14 protein-coding genes are annotated in these 18,023 nt (G+C 65.6%); 2 read left to right on the top strand and 12 right to left on the bottom strand.

Annotated features, from left to right (window positions below):
• Positions 1 to 290 precede the first annotated feature (290 nt).
• The 12 genes from IOC69_RS05495 to IOC69_RS05440 all read right to left on the bottom strand — a co-directional run bounded on the left by IOC69_RS05495 (position 291) and on the right by IOC69_RS05440 (position 14,161).
• Positions 291 to 1,322, bottom strand: coding sequence for a peptidoglycan -binding protein (locus IOC69_RS05495; protein WP_290542532.1), 1,032 nt, complete (start codon positions 1,320 to 1,322; stop codon positions 291 to 293).
• Positions 1,323 to 2,399 (bottom strand): flagellar motor protein MotA, encoded by a 1,077-nt coding sequence (locus IOC69_RS05490; RefSeq protein ID WP_290542531.1) that lies wholly within the window; start codon positions 2,397 to 2,399, stop codon positions 1,323 to 1,325.
• Positions 2,400 to 2,536: 137 nt separating this feature from the next.
• Positions 2,537 to 4,012, bottom strand: a complete 1,476-nt coding sequence (locus IOC69_RS05485) for a DHA2 family efflux MFS transporter permease subunit (protein WP_290542533.1) — start codon at positions 4,010 to 4,012, stop codon at positions 2,537 to 2,539.
• 47 nt (positions 4,013 to 4,059) lie between these two features.
• A complete protein-coding gene (locus tag IOC69_RS05480; protein ID WP_290542530.1) occupies positions 4,060 to 4,554 on the bottom strand; it encodes an isoprenylcysteine carboxylmethyltransferase family protein in 495 nt (164 codons plus the stop codon).
• Complete coding sequence (locus IOC69_RS05475) at positions 4,551 to 5,597, bottom strand: type III polyketide synthase (RefSeq protein ID WP_290542529.1); 1,047 nt, start codon at positions 5,595 to 5,597, stop codon at positions 4,551 to 4,553. Before IOC69_RS05475 ends, IOC69_RS05480 begins: the two co-directional genes overlap by 4 nt.
• Before the next feature lie 194 nt (positions 5,598 to 5,791).
• Positions 5,792 to 7,186, bottom strand: coding sequence for an NAD(P)(+) transhydrogenase (Re/Si-specific) subunit beta (locus IOC69_RS05470; RefSeq protein WP_290542528.1), 1,395 nt, complete (start codon positions 7,184 to 7,186; stop codon positions 5,792 to 5,794).
• Positions 7,187 to 7,190: 4 nt separating this feature from the next.
• Complete coding sequence (locus tag IOC69_RS05465) at positions 7,191 to 7,496, bottom strand: proton-translocating transhydrogenase family protein (RefSeq protein WP_111195931.1); 306 nt, start codon at positions 7,494 to 7,496, stop codon at positions 7,191 to 7,193.
• A gap of 3 nt (positions 7,497 to 7,499) precedes the next feature.
• On the bottom strand, positions 7,500 to 8,609 hold the full coding sequence (locus IOC69_RS05460; protein ID WP_290542527.1) for a Re/Si-specific NAD(P)(+) transhydrogenase subunit alpha: 1,110 nt from the start codon (positions 8,607 to 8,609) through the stop codon (positions 7,500 to 7,502).
• Positions 8,610 to 8,626: 17 nt separating this feature from the next.
• Entirely contained in the window at positions 8,627 to 8,917 is a 291-nt protein-coding gene (locus tag IOC69_RS05455; protein ID WP_290542526.1) for an aa3-type cytochrome c oxidase subunit IV, read from the bottom strand.
• A 719-nt stretch (positions 8,918 to 9,636) separates the two neighbouring features.
• Complete coding sequence (locus tag IOC69_RS05450; protein ID WP_290542525.1) at positions 9,637 to 10,194, bottom strand: hypothetical protein; 558 nt, start codon at positions 10,192 to 10,194, stop codon at positions 9,637 to 9,639.
• A gap of 97 nt (positions 10,195 to 10,291) precedes the next feature.
• Positions 10,292 to 12,070, bottom strand: coding sequence for a M3 family oligoendopeptidase (locus IOC69_RS05445; protein ID WP_290542524.1), 1,779 nt, complete (start codon positions 12,068 to 12,070; stop codon positions 10,292 to 10,294).
• Between the two features lie 300 nt (positions 12,071 to 12,370).
• Positions 12,371 to 14,161 (bottom strand): heavy metal translocating P-type ATPase, encoded by a 1,791-nt coding sequence (locus IOC69_RS05440; RefSeq protein ID WP_290542523.1) that lies wholly within the window; start codon positions 14,159 to 14,161, stop codon positions 12,371 to 12,373.
• Positions 14,162 to 14,422: 261 nt separating this feature from the next.
• On the opposite strand from IOC69_RS05440, the gene IOC69_RS05435 reads away from it, so the two are divergent.
• Together IOC69_RS05435 and IOC69_RS05430 are read left to right on the top strand one after the other, a co-directional pair.
• Positions 14,423 to 15,928 carry a sigma-54 dependent transcriptional regulator gene (locus tag IOC69_RS05435; RefSeq protein ID WP_290542522.1) on the top strand — a complete coding sequence of 502 codons (1,506 nt, stop codon included), beginning with the start codon at positions 14,423 to 14,425 and terminating at the stop codon, positions 15,926 to 15,928.
• Between the two features lie 107 nt (positions 15,929 to 16,035).
• Positions 16,036 to 17,946 carry a L,D-transpeptidase family protein gene (locus IOC69_RS05430; RefSeq protein ID WP_290542521.1) on the top strand — a complete coding sequence of 637 codons (1,911 nt, stop codon included), beginning with the start codon at positions 16,036 to 16,038 and terminating at the stop codon, positions 17,944 to 17,946.
• The last annotated feature ends 77 nt before the right edge of the window (positions 17,947 to 18,023 follow it).

Here is an 18,023-nt window from a genome sequence, read left to right as displayed (position 1 = left end):
GCCTTTGTCCACAGATTCCGATGCGGAAAGAAGCCCTCATCCGGCCTGTCGGCCACCTTCTCCCATCGCGTACCGCGACGGGAGAAGGGAAAATTGACATGGCACAAGACACGCCGCCGCCATATGCGATTCGCCTCCCCCTTGTGGGGAGGGAAAACACCCCGATTCTGCATGACCGCCCGCCGCTCTAAACGGCGTCATCCCGGCGAAAGCCGGATTTCTCACCGCACATGCTGACCCAACCATCCGGGACGCTACACTTTCGCCGGGGTGACGGCATGGAAAGGGAGTCACCTTTCCGTCAGCTTCAGTTCGATCCTGCGGTTGCGCGACTTCGCCTCTTCCGTCGAACCCGGGTCGATCGGCTGGAACTCGCCGAAACCCGCGGCCACAAGGTGCTGCGGCGAGACGCCGTTGTCGATGAGGAAATTGACCACCGCGATGGCGCGCGCCGCGGAAAGCTCCCAGTTGGACCTGAACTGAGCGGAGGTGATCGGGTCGTTGTCGGTGTGGCCGTCGACGCGCAGCACCCAGGCGATGTCGGGCGGAATTTCCTTTTCGAGCTGCTTCAGCGCATCGGCGAGCTTCAGCATCTCGGCCTGGCCTTCCGGGTTCAGCGACGCCTGGCCCTTGGGGAACAGAACCTCGGCCTGGAACACGAAGCGGTCGCCCACCACCAGGATGTCGGAGCGCTGGGAGAGAATCTGCCGCAAGCGCCCGAAGAATTCCGAGCGGTAGCGCGTCAGCTCCTGCACGCGCTGCGCCAGCGCGGAGTTGAGCCTCTTTCCAAGGTCCGCGATCTGCGCTTCCGAGGCCTTGTTCTTGCTTTCGGCATCCGACAGCAGGGCATTCAGCGACTGCAATTGCCGGCGCATGGCGGCGATCTGCTGGTTCAGCAGCTCCACCTGGGCCAGAGCCTGCGAGGAAATGGTCTTCTCCTTGTCGAGCGAGGTCTGGAGGCCGGTGATCGTCTGGTTCGCGGCATCGCCCTTCGCACCCTCGCCTTCGAGCATGGCGGAGAGCGCGGAAGCCTTGCTCTTCGCGGCCGCGAAATCGTCCTGAAGTGCGGCGAGCGCCGCGTTGGCGTCAGCCTTCGCGGCTTTCTCCAGCGCCAGCAATTGCGTCAGCTCCGCGATCTGGGCGCGAAGCTGCCCCAGCGCCGAATCCTGACCGGTGATCTGCCGCGCCAGCAGGAACTGCGACATGATGAACACCGAAAGCAGAAAAATGATGACCAGCAACAGCTGCGCCATGGCGTCGACGAAGCCCGGCCAGTAGGCCTCCTCAGCGGCGCGCCCGCGCCTGCGGTAAAGCCCGGCCATTTACGGACGCTCATCCTCGCGCGCCCGGCCGCTCATGCCGCGGGCAAGCGGGCCCGTGGCGCGGATGAGCAGGCGCTGGATTTCATTCTGCTGTGTCTGCTGGCCCTGTGCCCATTGCCGCACGATCTTCTGTTCCTCGCGCATCTGGCCGACCAGGCCCGCCACCGCCTCCGCGAGCTGCTCCATCGAGTCGCCGTCGGGCCGCGGCGCGGTGGAAGACGGCGCGTCGGACGGCGCGGCGCGCTGCGCCTCGATCACATAGGTCAGCTTCTCGACGGCGCGCTGCAGGGCGGCCACTTCCGCGCGCAACAGCTGCGGCGTGATGCCCGGCGCCGCGGCCTGCGCCGCCATGTCGCTGCCCGAGCCCGCCGCCACGTCCGTGATGGAGGACAGCCAGTCCTCGAGGTCGATGTAGAAGCGGTTCTGCGCCTGCGCCGCCTTGAGGTCGAGAAAGCCGAGGATCAGCGAGCCCGAAAGGCCCAGGAGCGAGGACGAGAAGGACAGGCCCATGCCCTGCAGGGGCGCCTGCAGCCCGCGCTTCAGCTGGTCGAACAATGTGGCCGACTGGGTGGAGGACACATCCAGCCCCTCAATCGCCCCGCCGATCGACTGCACGGTTTCAAGCAAGCCCCAGAAGGTGCCAAGCAGGCCAAGGAAGATCAGGAGGCCGACCAGATAGCGCGACAGGTCGCGCGATTCATCGAGCCGCGAGGCGAGCGAATCAAGCACCGAGCGCATGGTGACGGGAGACAGCGTGGTGTTCTGCCGGTTCTTCAGCAGGATGGCCATGGGAGCGAGCAGCGCCGGCGGCCGGCCATTCTCGCCCCGCCCCTCCCGGAAGCGGTTGACCCAGCTCACCTCGCGGAACAGCCGCACCACCATGCGGTAGGAATGGATGATGCCGAACAGGAGCGTGGCCACGATCACGCCGTTGAGCATGGGGTTGGCCATGAAGGCGCTCGTCAACGGCTGCCAGATAACGGCGACGAGGATCGCCACCAGCAGCACGAAGACCGTCATATGGACGAGATAGACGCGCGGCGGATCAAGAGGTTGCGTTGAAGCTGGCTCGGCCATTCCGGGTCCCGTCGATGAGGCGGTTGCGTATGGCGGAGAATCTAGACCATTGCGAGGCGTTGCGGGAGAGATTTTCAGGCTCGGCGCATGTTCCGATCAGGTGGAACCACCTGGTCGGAACATGCGCCAGATCATGCTCAGGGCGCAGGCCGCCGCGCCGCGGCCAGCGCCAGAATCGCCACCAGCGTGATCGCCGCCAGCATGGCCCAGGCCTCGTTCACCGCCATGGCCAGCGCCGCCTTCTCCACCTTGTCCTGCAGCTCGCCCAGCGCATCGATATCCATCGAGCCCTGGGACAGCGCGGCGAAGTCGTCGAGCGGAATGCCGACGAAGCTTGCCGCATCCGTGCTGCCTGCCTTCATCCGCTCCACCAGCCGGTCACCCAGCACCGGCGCACGGCCATAGAGCACGGTGTCAATGAGCGCGATGCCGATGGCGCCGCCGAGGTTCCGCATCAGGTTGAACAAGCCGCTGGCATCCGGCACGCGCGCGTCGTCCAAAAGGCTCAGCGCCAGCCGGGTGGGCGGCAGCAGGCAGAACATGATCGCCGCGCCGCGCACCACCTGCGGCCAGAACATGTCGTTGTAATCGGTCGCGGGCGTCTGGAAGGCGCTGAGACCGGTCCCGATGCCGAAGGCGAGAAAGCCGAGCCCCGAGAGCAGCCGCGACTCCATCCGCTTGTCGAGCGCGACAGCGATGGGCGCCATGATAAGCTGTGCCGCCCCCGTCACCAGCATGATGCGCCCGATCTCGAGCGGCCCATGCCCGCGCACGAAGGCAAGGAACACCGGCATCAGATAGACGGAGCCGAACAGCCCCACCCCCAGCGCAAAGCTCATGCTGCAGGCGGCGAGGAAGTTCCGTTCACGGAACAGGCGCAGCTCGGCGATGGGGTGGCCGCCCTTCAGCGAACGCGCGACGAAGCCCGCCGTTGAAACCGCGCTCAACGCCAGCAGCGAAACCACCACGCCCGACAGCCAGCCGCGGTCCGGCGCTTCCTTGAGCCCGATCTCAAGAGCGGCGAGCGCCATCGCCAGCATGATCAGCCCCGCGACGTCGAGCTTGCGCAGCTCGCCCGCATCGATGGCCCGGCGCGGCAGGAAGAGCGCCGCCACCACCGCCGCCAGCACGCCGGGCACGATGTTGATCAGGAACAGCATGTGCCAGGACCAGGTCTCGGTCACCCAGCCGCCCACGACGGGCCCGATCGTCGGGGCCAGCACGGCGAGCACCCCGGCAATGGTGGTGGCGAGCCCCTGCTGCCTCGCCGGGAACAGCAAAAAGACGGCCGAGAACACCGCGGGGATCAGCGAGCCGCCGGAAAAGCCCTGCACCACGCGCCAGAAGATCAGGCTGCCGAAGCCGGTGCTCGCGGCGCACCCTGCCGATGCAATGGTGAACAGCGTGATTGACACGATGAACAGCCAGCGCATGCCGAACAGCCGGGTGAGGAAGCCGGTCAGGGGAATGGCGATGATCTCGGCAATGAGATAGGCCGTCTGGATCCAGCTCATCAGCTCCTTGTCGATGGCGAGCGCGGACTGGATGGCGGGCAGCGATGTGGCCACCACCTGGATATCGAGGATGGCCATGAACATGCCGAGCGCCATCATGGCGAAGCCCGCCCAGGTGGCGGGCGGGGCGCGCTCGGCTGCGCCGTTCACGGTGCGGCGCGGGCCAGCGCCGTGCTCTCGGCGCGGATGCGGATCGCCAGCACCCCGAGATTGGCCAGCGAAAAGATTATGGCGAACCACGTGAGCCCGAGGCACAGAGGCAGCACCGCGATCTCGCCGATCACCACGAGGTAGTTGGGGTGCCGCACGAACCGGTAAGGGCCCCTGGCGACGAGCGGCGCGCCGGGCAGCACGATGATGCGCGTGGTCCAGCGCGGCCCCAGCGTCATCAGCACCCAGACGCGCGCGGCCTGCAGACCCATGAACAGCGCAAACCACAATGCGGAGACCGGCTGGTTCCATCCGAACACCCAGAGGCCCGCCAGCCACAGCGCATGCAGCAGCACAATCAGCGGATAATGGCCCGGCGCATGCTCGACGGCGCCCTCCGCCAGCAGCGCGCGCGTGTTGCGCCGCGCCAGCACAAGCTCCGCCAGCCGCCCCAGCGTCACAAAGGCAAGCAGGATGACGGCGGCGCTCATGCGGCCAGCAGCGTGGCCGTGGCCGCAGTGAAGCCCGGCCCCATCGCCGTCATCAGCGTGCGCCTGGGCAGGCCGGTGGCCAGCGCCTTCTCCAGCACAAAGAACACGGTGGGGGCGGACATGTTGCCATATTCCTCCAGCACCGCGCGCTCATCCGCCAGCAGGCCCTGGGGCAGTTGCAGCGCGCGCTCCAGCGCCGTCACCACCTTGGCGCCGCCGGGGTGGCACACGAAACGGTGGATGTCGGACAGGTTCAAGCCCGCACGCTGGAGCATGTCGCGCGCCGCGGGGCCGAAATGCTCCTCCGCAAAGGGCGGAATGGAGCGGTCGAAGATCACGCCGAGGCCTTCCGCGTCCACCGACCAGCCCATGATGTCCAGCGTGCCGGGCCAGGTGTATTGCGAGGCTGATTCGATTTCCGCGCCGCCGCCCTCTTCCGCCCGCAGCACGAGGGCTGCCGCACCATCGCCGAACAGCGCGGTCGCCACCACATTGGCCTTGGTCAGCTGGTCGGCGCGGAAGGACAGCGTGCAAGTTTCGACCGCGACGAGCAGCACATTGGACCCCGGCCGCGACTGCGCCAGCCGCGCCGCGATGGAGAGACCGGAGACACCGCCCGCACAACCGAGCCCGAACACCGGCACGCGCTCCACATGGCGCCCAAAACCCATCCCGTCCGCAACCCGCGCCTCGAGGCTGGGCGTGGCGATGCCGGTGGAGGAGACGGTCACGACGGTATCGACATCAGGCGCCCTGAGCCCGGCGCGGTCGAGAGCCTCACGCGCCGCATCCGCGAAGAGCTTGCAGGCCCCGTCAACATAGGCCTCGCTGCGCTCCGGCCAGCCCAGCGGCTGCATGTACCAGTCGATGGGCCGCACCGCGCGCCGCCGGTGGATGCCGGATGTCATGAACACGCCCGCCACCTGCTCGAAACCCTCGAAACGCCCGCCAAAGGCCGAAGTGGCGAAAGAGGCCGCGTCAGACTGGCTGATCACATGGGGCGGCAGGGCCGTCGCCAGCGAGACTATCCGGGCCTTCAGCATCAGCGGCACACCTTGTTCAATTTGACTCGCAACGAAGGGTTACGCGCGGCGGATCACCGGTATTCCGTTCACCCTCATCTCATCATACCCGGGCTTGTCCCGGGTATCCTTTGTTCCCCACAAAAGAAGATACGCGGGACACGCCCGCGTATGATGAATTCATGTCATGACGGTGGCGGCCGGGAATACCCCCCTCACCCCATCGACTTGTTGATCTCTTCCGTCATCTTCTTGGCGTCGCCGAACAGCATCATGGTGTTGTCGCGCCAGAACAGCGGGTTGTCCACGCCGGCATAGCCCGACGACATGCCGCGCTTGATGAACATCACGGTCTTGGCCTTCCACACCTCAAGAACCGGCATGCCGAAGATCGGCGAGGTCGGGTCGTCCTTGGCGGAAGGGTTGGTCACGTCATTGGCGCCGATCACGAAGGCCACATCCGCCTGGCCGAAGTCGGAGTTGATGTCCTCAAGCTCGAACACCTCGTCGTAAGGCACATTGGCTTCCGCCAGCAGCACGTTCATGTGGCCGGGCATGCGGCCTGCAACAGGGTGGATGGCATATTTGACGGTGACGCCTTCCTTCTTCAATTGGTCGCCCATCTCGCGCAGCGCATGCTGGGCCTGGGCCACCGCCATGCCATAACCCGGCACGATGATGACGGAGCCGGCATTCTTCATGACGAAGGCCGCATCTTCCGCCGATCCCTGCTTGACGGGCTTGGCCTCGCCCCTGGCGGCGGGCCCCGCACTCTCGCCGCCGAAGCCGCCAAGGATAACGGAGATAAAGGAGCGGTTCATGCCCTTGCACATGATGTAGGACAGGATCGCGCCCGAGGAGCCCACCAGCGCGCCGGTGATGATGAGTGCGGTGTTGTGCAGCGTGAACCCGATGCCCGCCGCCGCCCCGCCGGAGTAGGAGTTGAGCATCGAGACGACAACCGGCATGTCCGCGCCGCCGATCGGGATGATCAGCAGGAAGCCCAGCGCCAGCGAGATCAGGATGACCGCCCAGAACCACAGCCACACCGGATTCATGAAGAACAGCACGATGCAGCCGAACAGGGCGAGGCCCAGCGCAATGTTGATGGCATGACGCGCCGGCAGCATGATGGGCGCTCCCGACATGCGGCCATCGAGCTTCAGGAAGGCGATGATGGAGCCGGTGAAGGTGATGGCGCCGATGGCCGCGCCCAGGGACATCTCGATGCGCGAGATCGGCTGGATCAGCCCGTCGGCCACGATGTGGAAGGCCTCCGGCGCATAGAAGGCCGCAAGCGCCACGAACACCGCGGCAAGGCCGACGAGCGAGTGGAAGGCCGCGACCAGCTGCGGCATGGCCGTCATGGCGATCTTCCTGGCCGCCATGCCGCCGATCGCCGCGCCGATGCCAAGCCCCAGCGCCACGAGGATGATGACCAGGGGCGAGAGCTGCATGGTGGCGAGCGTGGTGAGAATGGCAATCGCCATGCCCACCATGCCGTACATGTTGCCCTGCCGCGAGGTGGCGGGGGATGACAGGCCCCGCAGCGCCATGATGAACAGCGCGCCGGAGACCAGATAAAGAAGGGCTGCGAAATTGGCCGACATGCGCCTACTTGTCCTTCTTCTTGTACATGGCGAGCATGCGGCTGGTGACCATGAAGCCACCGAAAATGTTGATCGAGGCCAGGATCAGGGCGAGGAAGCCGAAGATCATGGCGACGACCGAGCCGGAGGCGAGCGCACCCACACCCACCGCCAGGATGGCGCCCACCACGATCACCGACGAGATGGCGTTGGTGACGCTCATCAGCGGCGTGTGCAGCGCCGGCGTCACGTTCCACACCACATAGTAGCCCACAAACACCGCCAGCACGAAAATGCCGAACAGCGAGACAAACGGATCGATCGCTTCCATCACTCAGGCTCCGAACATGGGGTGCACCAGCGCGCCGTCCCTGGCGATCATGGTTCCCCTGATGCATTCATCGGCGTCGTCAATCTTGAGCGAGCCGTCCTTCTGGATCATCAGGTCGAGGAAGTTGGCGAGGTTCCTGGCGAAGAGCGGTGCTGCATTGCCGGCAAGCTTGCCCGCGAGGTTCACCGTGCCGACGATCTTCACACCCTTGTGCTCGACAATCTGGTCGGGCTTCGACAGCGGGCAGTTGCCGCCGCGCTCCACCGCGAGGTCGACGATGATCGAGCCGGGCTTCATGCTCTCCACCATTTCCTGCGTGATCAGCACGGGCGCCGGGCGGCCCGGGATCAGCGCGGTGGTGATGATCACGTCCTGCGTTTTGACGTGGTTGGCGACGAGGGCCGCCTGCCTGGCCTTGTCCTCGGCCGAAAGCTCCCTGGCATAGCCGCCGCTCGTTGCCGCGTCTGCGATGTCGGCATAGACGAATTTGGCGCCTAAGCTCTTCACCTGCTCTTCCGTCGCCTTGCGCACGTCCGTGGCGGAGACGATGGCGCCCAGGCGGCGCGCGGTTGCGATGGCCTGAAGGCCGGCCACACCAACGCCCATGATGAAGACTTTCGCGGCGGGCACGGTGCCGGCGGCCGTCATCATCATCGGGAAAGCGCGCGTGAAGTGGAAGGCGGCGTCGATCACCGCCTTGTAGCCCGCAAGGTTGGCTTGGCTGGACAGGATGTCCATCGACTGCGCCCGCGTGATGCGCGGCATCAGCTCCATCGCAAAGGCGGTCACGCCCGCAGCCGCGATGGCGTCGAGGCCCGCCTTGTCGCCATAAGGTTCGAGGCCCCCGATGAGCAGGGTCCCGCGCTTCAGGGATGACAGGAGTTCGCCAGAGGGGCGACGCACCGTGAGCACCACGTCCGCATCGCCGAAGCCACCCTGCACGATCCTGGCGCCCGCGGCCGCAAAGGCCTCGTCGGGAATTGAAGCGCCCTTGCCGGCGCTTGCCTCAACGGCAACGTCCGCGCCCTTCTTGATAAAGGCCTTGACCGTGTCGGGGCTGGCCGCAACGCGGCTCTCCCCATGCTGTGTTTCGGTGGGGATCGCGATTTTCATGCTGCCCGCCCTGCCGGTCAGGAAATCATGACGGCGGTGAGCAACCCGAAGATCACCAGCCCGCCAACCGAGATATACCAGTTGTTGCTGGCCCGGAGATCGACGATCAATGCGATGGCGCCGATGATGAGACCCGCAAAACCGGTCAGCACATTGCCCTTGTCGATAAAGGCAAAGGCGCACAGCGCCACCAGCACGTAAAGGCAGAAGATGGTCAGCGCCACGGTGCCCTTGATGAAGCCGGCATAAGTGCGGTGTGCCTCGTCATAATCCATCGCGCTGGACGTCTGCGTGCCGTGTTCGGCCATTGATTCCCCCAAAAGCTTGAAAACCGTTCTTCGGCGTTTCTAGCCACTCCGGCCCCGCCCTGCAAGCGGCGCGGATTTGCCGTGGCGATCCGTCACGCGAGCCGGACGGGCTCCTGCAAATTATTGAAAAAATAGATGGATTCGGGCAGGTCGTGGCCATGCCAGCGATAGGTCTCGTGGCGCACGAAGCGGCCTCCCAGAGCGAATTGGACGGCCCGCGCCCCGTGACTGGCCGTCAGCACGCCCACCGCGAATGCAAGACCACCCCGTCCAAGCCACTCCCCAGCCGCCAAGCCCATCAGAGACCGGGCGGATCCCCGGAGATGGAGCCGGTGCAGCGCATGGACAGCAAAGACATGTCCATCCGCTCCTTCTGCCAGCGGTATGGCGAGCCTTCCTGCGCGAAAAATGCCCGACGCTCCGCTCAAGGCCAATGCCATGACGGTCGGATGATGAGAAAAGCCATGACAGGGTCGCCACGCCGCCGCCCTCACAGCAGTGTTCTTGGAATCAAGAATGCAAAAGGGCACGATACCGAAGCAGGCCTTGCGCCATCTGGCCAAATCTCAGCCAGATCACCCGCCTCCCCGGTGTCCGGCAACTGAATGCGATCTGCACGTCACCTTACGACAGAAGGCCAAGGCCAGTGCATGCCACCCCATCACAAGACAAAAGAAACTGCGGGTTCTGGTCCGGTGACGGAAGACGCTCTTGCAGTTTCACTTCACCTTAATGATGAAACGGACCTTCATGCTGGGCGGATACAGGGCCTTTTGATGATCGGGGGAGATCGTCAAGCTTCCGCTGTGCGCATGATCAAGCCCGGTTGCCTCTGGCGTTTTGTTGTCGGTGTCGCCAAAATTCCAGTTGTGCCCGCCAGTCGCCCCGCCCGTCTGGAAGGCAACGGACACATCACCGCGGCTTTCATTCAATACCTCCCCCACCTTGGTCGGATCAGACGTTCCGACCAGCCACCGGCCATCCATCTCGTCGAGAAATTCCCAGCCCTCAGGCTTAACCGTACTATTCGATTTCCAGGCCAACACGGTGCCGACCGGAACGCCTGCCAGCAAAAGTCCGGGAAGCTGCGCCTGGAGCGCAGCCAGTTCATCAGCGGTCTTCTTGTGCTGGACCGTGAGGTAGGCGACCTCTTTGCTGAGGCAGGCGGTACGCTTGCTCAAGTTGCCCTTGTCGCAGAGCCCGGCCTCGGCACCACCCGCAAGACCAAGGGACATGACAAGAACCACAGGCCCAAAAACACGCAAATTCAAAGACATCTGCTTCCCCCTCCCACAATAATGACGTAAGGTCAGCATTTCCTGCGGATATCGTCCATCTGAATCGTCTTGATCACAAAAATTTGATAGCTGACCGTCACATCTTCTCCAGCTCGTCGATCATGCCGGAGATCACCGAAAGCCCCTTGTCCCAGAATTGCGGGTCCGCCGCGTCGAGGCCGAAGGGCCGCAGCAGGTCGGAGTGGTGCTTGGTGCCGCCGGCCTTCAGCATCTCGAAATACTTGTCCTGGAAGCCCTGCGCACTCTCGCGGTAGCGGGCATAGAGCGAGTTCACCAGGCAGTCGCCGAAGGCATAGGCATAGACATAGAAGGGCGAGTGGATGAAGTGCGGGATATAGGTCCAGAAGGTCTCGTAGCCCGGCCCGAACAGGATGGCATCGCCAAGGCTCTCGTGCTGCACCTCAATCCAGATGGCGTTGATCCGATCTGGCGTCAGCTCGCCTTCCTTGCGCGCCTCATGCACCTTGCGCTCGAAGGTGTAGAAGGCGATCTGGCGCACCACCGTGTTGATCATGTCCTCGACCTTCGACGCCAGAAGCGCCTTGCGCTTCTTCGGCTCCGTGATCTTGACCAGCAGCGCCTGGAAGGTGAGCATCTCGCCGAACACGCTCGCCGTCTCCGCCAGTGTCAGCGGTGTCTGGGCCATGAGCGCGCCCTGGCTTGCGGCCAGCACCTGGTGCACGCCATGGCCCAGCTCATGCGCCAGCGTCATCACGTCCCTGGTCTTGCCCAGATAATTCAAGAGCACGTAAGGGTGCGCCGACGGAACGGTGGGATGCGCGAAGGCGCCCGGCGCCTTGCCGGGCCGCGACGGCGCGTCGATCCAGCGCCTGTCGAAAAAGGTCCTGGCGATCGCCGCCATCTCGGGCGCGAATTGTCCGTAGGCGGACAAAACCGTCTCCCGCGCGTCCGCCCACGGCACCTCGCGCGTGTCTTCCGCCGGCAGCGGCGCATTGCGGTCCCAGTGCATGAGCTTGTCCTTGCCCAGCCACCTGGCCTTCATGCGGTAATAGCGGTGCGAGATCTTCTCGTAATTGCGGCGCACGGATTCGACCAGTGCCGCCACCACCTCGGGCTCCACGCGGTTCGACAGATGCCGCGCGTCGGAGATGTCCTTGAAGCCGCGCCAGCGGTCGGAGATCTCCTTGTCCCTGGCCAGCGTGTTGGTGATCAGCGTGAACAGCTTGACGTTCTCGCCGAAGGTTCTGGCCAGCGCCTCCGCACCCTTCCTGCGCACCGCCTCGTCCGGGCTCTGCATCATGTTGAGGGTGGGTTCGAGGGTCAGCTTCTCGCCATCGACCTCGAAGCGCAGGCCCGCCATGGTCTCGTCGAACAGCCGGTTGAAGGCGGCAGACGATGTCTGCGACTTTTCGAGGAACAGCTCCTCCAGCCGGTCGTCCAGCTGGTAGGGCTTCTCCATGCGCAGATTGTCGATCCACGGCTTGTAGTGCGCAAGTGCGGGAACCTTCATCGCTTCGGCCAAAGCCTTGTCGTCGATGCGGTTCAGCTCAAGCTCGAAGAACAGGAGCAGCGTCGAGATTTCGGTGAGCCTGGCGGACACGTCGCCATAGAACTTGCCGCGCTGCGGGTCGGTGGTGTCACCCACATAGTAAAGCTGCGCATAGGAGCCGGTGCGGCCGAGAAGGTCCGACAGCGCCTCGTAGTCGTTCAGCGCCGCCGCCAGCTGTTCGCCCGACAGCGAAGCGAGCGTGCCGCGATACTTCTCCGCGAAGGCCTTGGCCAGTTCCCCGGCCTTCTTCATGTCGGCCGCGAATTTCGGGTCCTCGGGCGAGGCATAGAGATCGGCGAGGTTCCATTCGGGAAGCGGTCCAAGCGTCTGGGCAGCAGCGGTCATGTGGCGTCCTTCGCAAAACGAGAGGAGCTGATATGGCGCAGGCAGCAGGCTTCGGCAACCCGGGGCAGATGAATTTGATGTCACGTCAGAGGGCGGCGCCAAACGCACGTCTTCTCCCGCTCCTTCAGCGGGAGAAGAAGGGACCCGTTGCGGAACGCAACGGGGAGATGAGGGGACAAAGCCACACCATTCCCTTTGGAGACCGCATCCCCTCACCTCCCCCAACTTCGTTGGGTCCCCTTCCTCTCCCGCGCTGCGGGAGAGGACGAAGTGCCGTCATGATTGAGGGGACGTCGAGCCCTACTTCAACGCGCGGAGCGCATTCAAAATCACCGCGACGTCGATTGCCTCCTGCAGCAGCGCGCCCTGGACCACGGTGATGTAACCGAAGGCCGCCGCGAGCATGGCCGCAATTGACATGCCCAATCCCGCCAGCACGCTCTGCACCGCGATGGCGCGTGCCCGCCGCGCGGTGGACAGGCCCTCGGCGAGCCTGGTGAGATCGTCCACCAGCAGCACGGCATCGGCCGACTCGGTGGCGGCCGCCGAGCCCGTGGCGCCCATCGAGATGCCGACATCGGCAACCGCCAATGCCGGCGCATCGTTGACGCCGTCGCCCACCATCAGTGTCACGCCGGATTTCCGCTCGGCCGCAACGATGGCGACCTTCTCCTCCGGTTTCAGCCCGCCGCGCAACAGGTCGAGGCCCAGCCCCTCGCCCACCCGGTCGACCACGGCCTGGGAATCGCCCGACGCCAGAACGATGCGCCTGATGCCGGCCTGGCGAAGCTTTTCCAGCGCCAGCGGCGTTTCGGGCCGCACCGCATCGGCCAGCAGCAAATGCCCCGCGAGGCGGCCTGCCACCGCCAACGCCGCAAGTGTCGTTCCGGCCTCGCGCTCGGGCCGCGGCAGAGGCGAAAGCGCGAGCTTGCCCGCCACGAAGTCATGCCCGCCGATGACCACATGCTGGCCATCGACGGTCCCTTCCACCCCCTCGCCCGCCGTCTCGCGCACCCCGGAGGGATAGGACAGCGTCATCCCGCGTCCCTGCGCGGCAGCGACGATCGAGGCCGCCGTCACATGCGCCGAGGCCTGCTCCAAGGAGGCCGCGATACGCAGCATCTCGTCAGGCTGCCACTGCCCGGTGGGGATGATGCCGGCAAGCTCGGCGCGGCCCTTGGTGAGCGTTCCCGTCTTGTCGATGACGAGGTTCGCGGCCCGCGCCATGGTCTCCAGCACCGGGCCGCCCTTCATCAGCACGCCGCGCCGCGCCGCCTTGCCCATGCCGGCGATGATGGCGACGGGCACCGCGAGGATCAGCGGGCACGGCGTGGCCGACACCAGCACCGCCAGCATGCGGATGTGGCTGCCGCTGAAATACCACGTGGCGCCCGCCAGCCCGACGGTGACGGCGAGGAACACCAGGGCATAGCGGTCGGCCAGCCGCACCATGGGCGCTTTCGCCGCCTGGGCCGCCTGAACGAGGCGCACGATGCCGGCATAGGTGCTCTCGGCGGCGGGCCTGGTCGCCACCATGTCGAAGGCGGTGTCGAGCGAGCGAGCGCCCGACTGCACGTCCTGGCCTTCGAGGCTCTTCACAGGAACGGATTCGCCCGTCAGCGCCGCCATGTCGAGGAGCGCCCGGCCATTGCTCACCCGTCCGTCGGCGGGCACGATGTCGCCCTGGCGGATCAGCAGCCGGTCGCCGGGGCGGATCGCATCGATCGCCACCTCCGCCAGATGCCCGTCGCGATAGCGCAGCGCCGTCTTGGGCGCCCGCGCCAGCAGCGCCTTCATGTCGGCCCGCGCCCGGTTGGCCGCATAATCCTCCAGCAGCTGGCCTCCCGCATACATCAGCGCCACCACAGCCGCCGCCAGCGTCTCGCCGAACGCGAGTGCGGCGGAGATCGACAGGCCGGCCACGATATCGAGGCCCACCTCGCCCCGGAGCAGCGAGGTGACGATCTCATAGAGCAGCACTGCCAGCACCGCACCCGCCGCCACCCCCCAGATTGAGCTCTGGAAGGCCGCCAGCCCCACGAAGGGCGCGATGAGGCCGCCGCCAAGGCCGGCGGCCGCGATGACGAACAAACTGACGCGGATCGGGTTCAGGCGATCTCCTCCGGGTTGCGCAGTCTTCTTATAGCAAGCTGCCGCGCCATGACAGGATTTAAAGGGAATCTTTATTCAATCGATTGCGGGTGTATCCAAACGCGCCTCTCCATTAACGCCGCCTTTACCCTCCCCTGTCACGCTGGGAGCAAGGAAGAGGCGAGTCGCCCGCGCCCGGACGCTCCATCCGGGCCGCCTTGTCCCCGGCAAGTAACACATAAAGAAGAAAATCACAGGCGCATGGCTGTCCGCGTTCTCATCGTCGAAGACGATCCGGCTCAACGCAGAATTCTCGAGGAGATGGTGCGCCGCTTCGGCTGCGACCCGATGCCGGTGGACGGGGGCCTGAAAGCGCTTGAGGTGCTGAAGAGCCAGTCCGGCGGAACCATCGAACTGATCATCCTCGATCTCAACATGCCGGAGATGACGGGGCTCGAATTCCTCGAGCGCCTGCAGGCGATCCGCGGCGACCTGCCGGTCATCGTGCAGACCGCGCAGGGCTCGATCGAAACCGTGATCAAGGCGATGCGCGCCGGAGCGGATGATTTCGTGGTGAAGCCGGTGAGCCCGGAGCGCCTCAGGGCCTCGGTGCAGAACCTGCTCAAGGTCAACGCCCTCACCGAAGAGGTGAAGCGCCTCAACAAAAAGGTGGGCGGCGCGCTCGGTTTCGCGGACCTCATCGCCTCCGCGCCCGCCATGGCCAATGTGCTGCGGCTGGGCCGCCGCGGCGCGCAATCCGCCATCCCCATTCTCATCGAGGGCGAGTCCGGCGTCGGCAAGGAGATGATCGCCCGCGCCATCCAGGGCGAGAGCGACCGGGCGGGCCGCCCCTTCGTGGCCGTCAACTGCGGCGCCATCCCCGGCAACCTGGTGGAATCGATTCTCTTCGGCCACGAGAAGGGCGCCTTCACCGGCGCCACCCAAAAGCACATGGGCAAGTTCCAGGAGGCCGACAGCGGCACGCTGTTCTTGGACGAGGTGGCCGAACTGCCGTTCGACATGCAGGTGAAGCTCTTGCGCGCCATCCAGGAAGGCGAGGTCGATCCCGTCGGCGCGCGCCGCCCGGTGAAGGTCAACATCCGGCTGATCTCGGCCACCAACCGCAACATGATCGAGATGGTGAAGGCCGGTCAGTTCCGCGAGGATCTCTATTACCGGCTGAACGTCTTCCCCATCATGGTGCCGCCGCTGCGCGAACGCAAGGAAGACATTCCCGCCCTCGTCGAGCACTTCGTGACGCGCCTCGCCGCGGAAGAGGGCCGCAAGGTGCGCGGCATCACGCCCGAGGCGCTGGGGCTGCTGCGCGCCTACAGCTGGCCCGGCAATGTCCGCCAGCTCGAAAACACCGTGTTCCGCGCCATGGTGCTCTGCGAAGGCGGCCGCCTCGACGTCGAGGATTTTCCGCAGATCGCCGCCCTCGTCGAAGGCTATGAGATCAAGATACCGCCCGCCGCGCAGCTGGCGCCGAAGCCGGCGCTTCCGCAGGGTGCGGCCGCCATAGCCGGGGGCTTCGGCCTGCCCAAGGGCTCCACCGCGGTGGCCGACGGCGTGGCCTTCGGCATTCCGGTGGTCACCGAAGGCGGCCACATCCGCAAGCTCGAGGAGGTCGAGGCGGACATGATCCGCCTTGCGCTGGCCCGCTACCAGGGCCAGATGTCGGAAGTGGCCCGCAAGCTGGGCATCGGCCGCTCCACCCTTTACCGGCGCATGAAGGACCTGGGGCTGGAGGTGGCCTCCGGCGGTTAAAACCTATCCATAACTCCCGCAATTGGCTTGCAATTGAGTGTGATTTGACTTTCTGTCGCGCTGGCGCTGTGAACGAGGCCAGCGTGTGAGCCGTGCAGGTGAATTCCATGAAGTTGTTTGTCAGGCCGGGTATGTTTGCCGCCGTGGCCGCGGTGCTGATCGTCGGAGCGGCCCAGGCCGAAGCCGCGAACAACGGCAAGAGGCCAAGGCCCGGGTTCATCGAGTCGCTGTTCGGCGGCTTCGGCAATCAGGCCGCCGACAGCAATGCCACGAGGCGGCGCAGCCCCGGCTTCGGCAGCCCCAAGGACGACGCCTTGCTTGCCGGTGGGAGACAGAGGCAGGCCGCGCCCGGCCGCGCGGAGGTCGCCGACACCGATCCCGAAGACGGCGTGCCGGGCCTCGGCATGGGCAATCTCACCTATGTGCCGCCGAAGCTCGTTCCCCTCTCCGGCATCGGCCCCGGCCGGACGCGCCCCGCCGTGGCCGATGCGGCGGCGATCCATGACCAGCTCGTCTCCGGCGGCGCGTCCGTCCGGGTTCTCCCGGCGGCGCGCGATGCGCTGGTTGCGCAATATGCCGCGCGCTCCTTTCGCCCCATCTGGCTCTCGGGCGGCAAGCTTTCGGAGCGCGGAAGCGACGTGCTGAAGCTTCTGGCGCAGGCCGGCGATGAGGGCCTCGATCCGCAGAGCTACCTGCCCACCGGCCTTGCCGGCTTCGACGCGCCGCTCCCTGAAGCCGACCCCGCCGCAATGGCGCGGCTCGATATCGACCTTGCGGCAGCGGCGCTGCGCTATGCGCACGATGCTTCTGGCGGCCAGTTCGATCCGGCCCGGCTGTCGCGCTACCATAACCTGCAGCCGCCGTGGGTGGCGCCTGACAAGGCTATCAATGTCATCGGCAATTCGCCCTTCCCTGTTCAGTATCTTCAGGCGCTGCACCCCGCCCATCCCGCCTATGCCGCGATGAAGAAGGCTCTGGCGGAACTTCGCGCCGAACAGGCCGCGCCGCGGCACGTCATGATTGCGGATGGCGCCATCGTCAGGAAGGGCGAGGCTGACGAACGCATTCCCTCCGTCCGGGCGCGCCTGTCCGAACTGGGCTTCACCGCCGAGGCCCCCGGCGGGGCGGACCCCGAGGCGCTTGATGCCGCGACCTCGGAGCAGCTCCGCCTGTTCCAGAAGCAGGCCGGGATCAAGGTGACGGGCGCGCTGGGCCCGCAGACGGTTGCCGCACTCAACGGGTCCGGCGGGGCGGGCAGCGTCGGCAAGCTTCTCGTCAACATGGAGCGCATCCGCTGGCTGCCGCGCGACCTCGGGCGCCGCCATGTGTTCGTCAACCAGGCGGCCTTCCAGGCCACCGTGATGAAGGACGGCAAGCCCGAGTGGCGGACCCGCGTGATCGTCGGCAAGCCCGACACCCAAACGGCGGTGTTCAACGACGAGATGGAGACGGTGGTGTTCAACCCCTCCTGGGGCGTTCCGCCGTCGATCATCGCGCATGAGTATCTGCCGAAGCTCCGGCGTGACCCGGCCTATCTCGACAAGCAGGGCTTCAAGGTGGTGAACCGGCAAGGCAAGGTGGTGTCCTCGCGTTCGGTAAGCTGGGGCAGCTACGGATCCAAGGTGCCCTATGGCATCCAGCAGCCGCCGGGCGCCAAGAATGCGCTGGGCGAGATCAAGTTCCTGTTTCCCAATTCGCATAACATCTACATGCACGACACGCCCTCGCGCGAGCTGTTCGAGAAGGATGTGCGCGCTTTCAGCCATGGCTGCGTGCGCGTCCAGAACCCGCGGGAGTTCGCCGCCGTGGTGCTCGGCTGGACGCCGGAGGAGGTCGCCGCCAAGGTTGAAAGCAGGGCCAGCCAGACGGTGCGCCTGAAGCAGAAACTTCCCGTCCACATCGTCTATTTCACCGCATGGCCGGACGAACAGGGCAATATCGTCTACTTCAACGACATCTATGGCCGCGATAATCCGCTTGAAAACGCCCGCACGGCGAGGCTGGTGGCGCAACGCTGAAATCCGGCCGGGCCGCGGTCCGGTGGAGGAACGCTGAAGACGTTGTAATCATCACGGGCATGGATTCAATCTTGAGT

Origin of the sequence: Aestuariivirga sp., assembly GCF_020252405.1 — a bacterium.
Taxonomy (GTDB): domain Bacteria; phylum Pseudomonadota; class Alphaproteobacteria; order Rhizobiales; family Aestuariivirgaceae; genus Aestuariivirga.
Note: the sequence above shows the minus strand (reverse complement) of the source record. Positions and strands in the feature narration are given on the sequence as shown.

Excerpts from the sequence above, each read along its gene's own strand:
- IOC69_RS05485 (WP_290542533.1), bottom strand. The coding sequence starts at position 4,012 with ATGATGGCGCTCGGCATGTTCATGGCCATCCTCGATATCCAGGTGGTG.
- IOC69_RS05465 (WP_111195931.1), bottom strand. The coding sequence starts at position 7,496 with ATGGAAGCGATCGATCCGTTTGTCTCGCTGTTCGGCATTTTCGTGCTG.
- IOC69_RS05470 (WP_290542528.1), bottom strand. The coding sequence starts at position 7,186 with ATGTCGGCCAATTTCGCAGCCCTTCTTTATCTGGTCTCCGGCGCGCTG.
- IOC69_RS05480 (WP_290542530.1), bottom strand. The coding sequence starts at position 4,554 with ATGAGCGCCGCCGTCATCCTGCTTGCCTTTGTGACGCTGGGGCGGCTG.
- IOC69_RS05435 (WP_290542522.1), top strand. The coding sequence starts at position 14,423 with ATGGCTGTCCGCGTTCTCATCGTCGAAGACGATCCGGCTCAACGCAGA.
- IOC69_RS05460 (WP_290542527.1), bottom strand. The coding sequence starts at position 8,609 with ATGAAAATCGCGATCCCCACCGAAACACAGCATGGGGAGAGCCGCGTT.
- IOC69_RS05495 (WP_290542532.1), bottom strand. The coding sequence starts at position 1,322 with ATGGCCGGGCTTTACCGCAGGCGCGGGCGCGCCGCTGAGGAGGCCTAC.
- IOC69_RS05455 (WP_290542526.1), bottom strand. The coding sequence starts at position 8,917 with ATGGCCGAACACGGCACGCAGACGTCCAGCGCGATGGATTATGACGAG.
- IOC69_RS05430 (WP_290542521.1), top strand. The coding sequence starts at position 16,036 with ATGAAGTTGTTTGTCAGGCCGGGTATGTTTGCCGCCGTGGCCGCGGTG.
- IOC69_RS05445 (WP_290542524.1), bottom strand. The coding sequence starts at position 12,070 with ATGACCGCTGCTGCCCAGACGCTTGGACCGCTTCCCGAATGGAACCTC.
- IOC69_RS05475 (WP_290542529.1), bottom strand. The coding sequence starts at position 5,597 with ATGCTGAAGGCCCGGATAGTCTCGCTGGCGACGGCCCTGCCGCCCCAT.
- IOC69_RS05490 (WP_290542531.1), bottom strand. The coding sequence starts at position 2,399 with ATGGCCGAGCCAGCTTCAACGCAACCTCTTGATCCGCCGCGCGTCTAT.
- IOC69_RS05450 (WP_290542525.1), bottom strand. The coding sequence starts at position 10,194 with ATGTCTTTGAATTTGCGTGTTTTTGGGCCTGTGGTTCTTGTCATGTCC.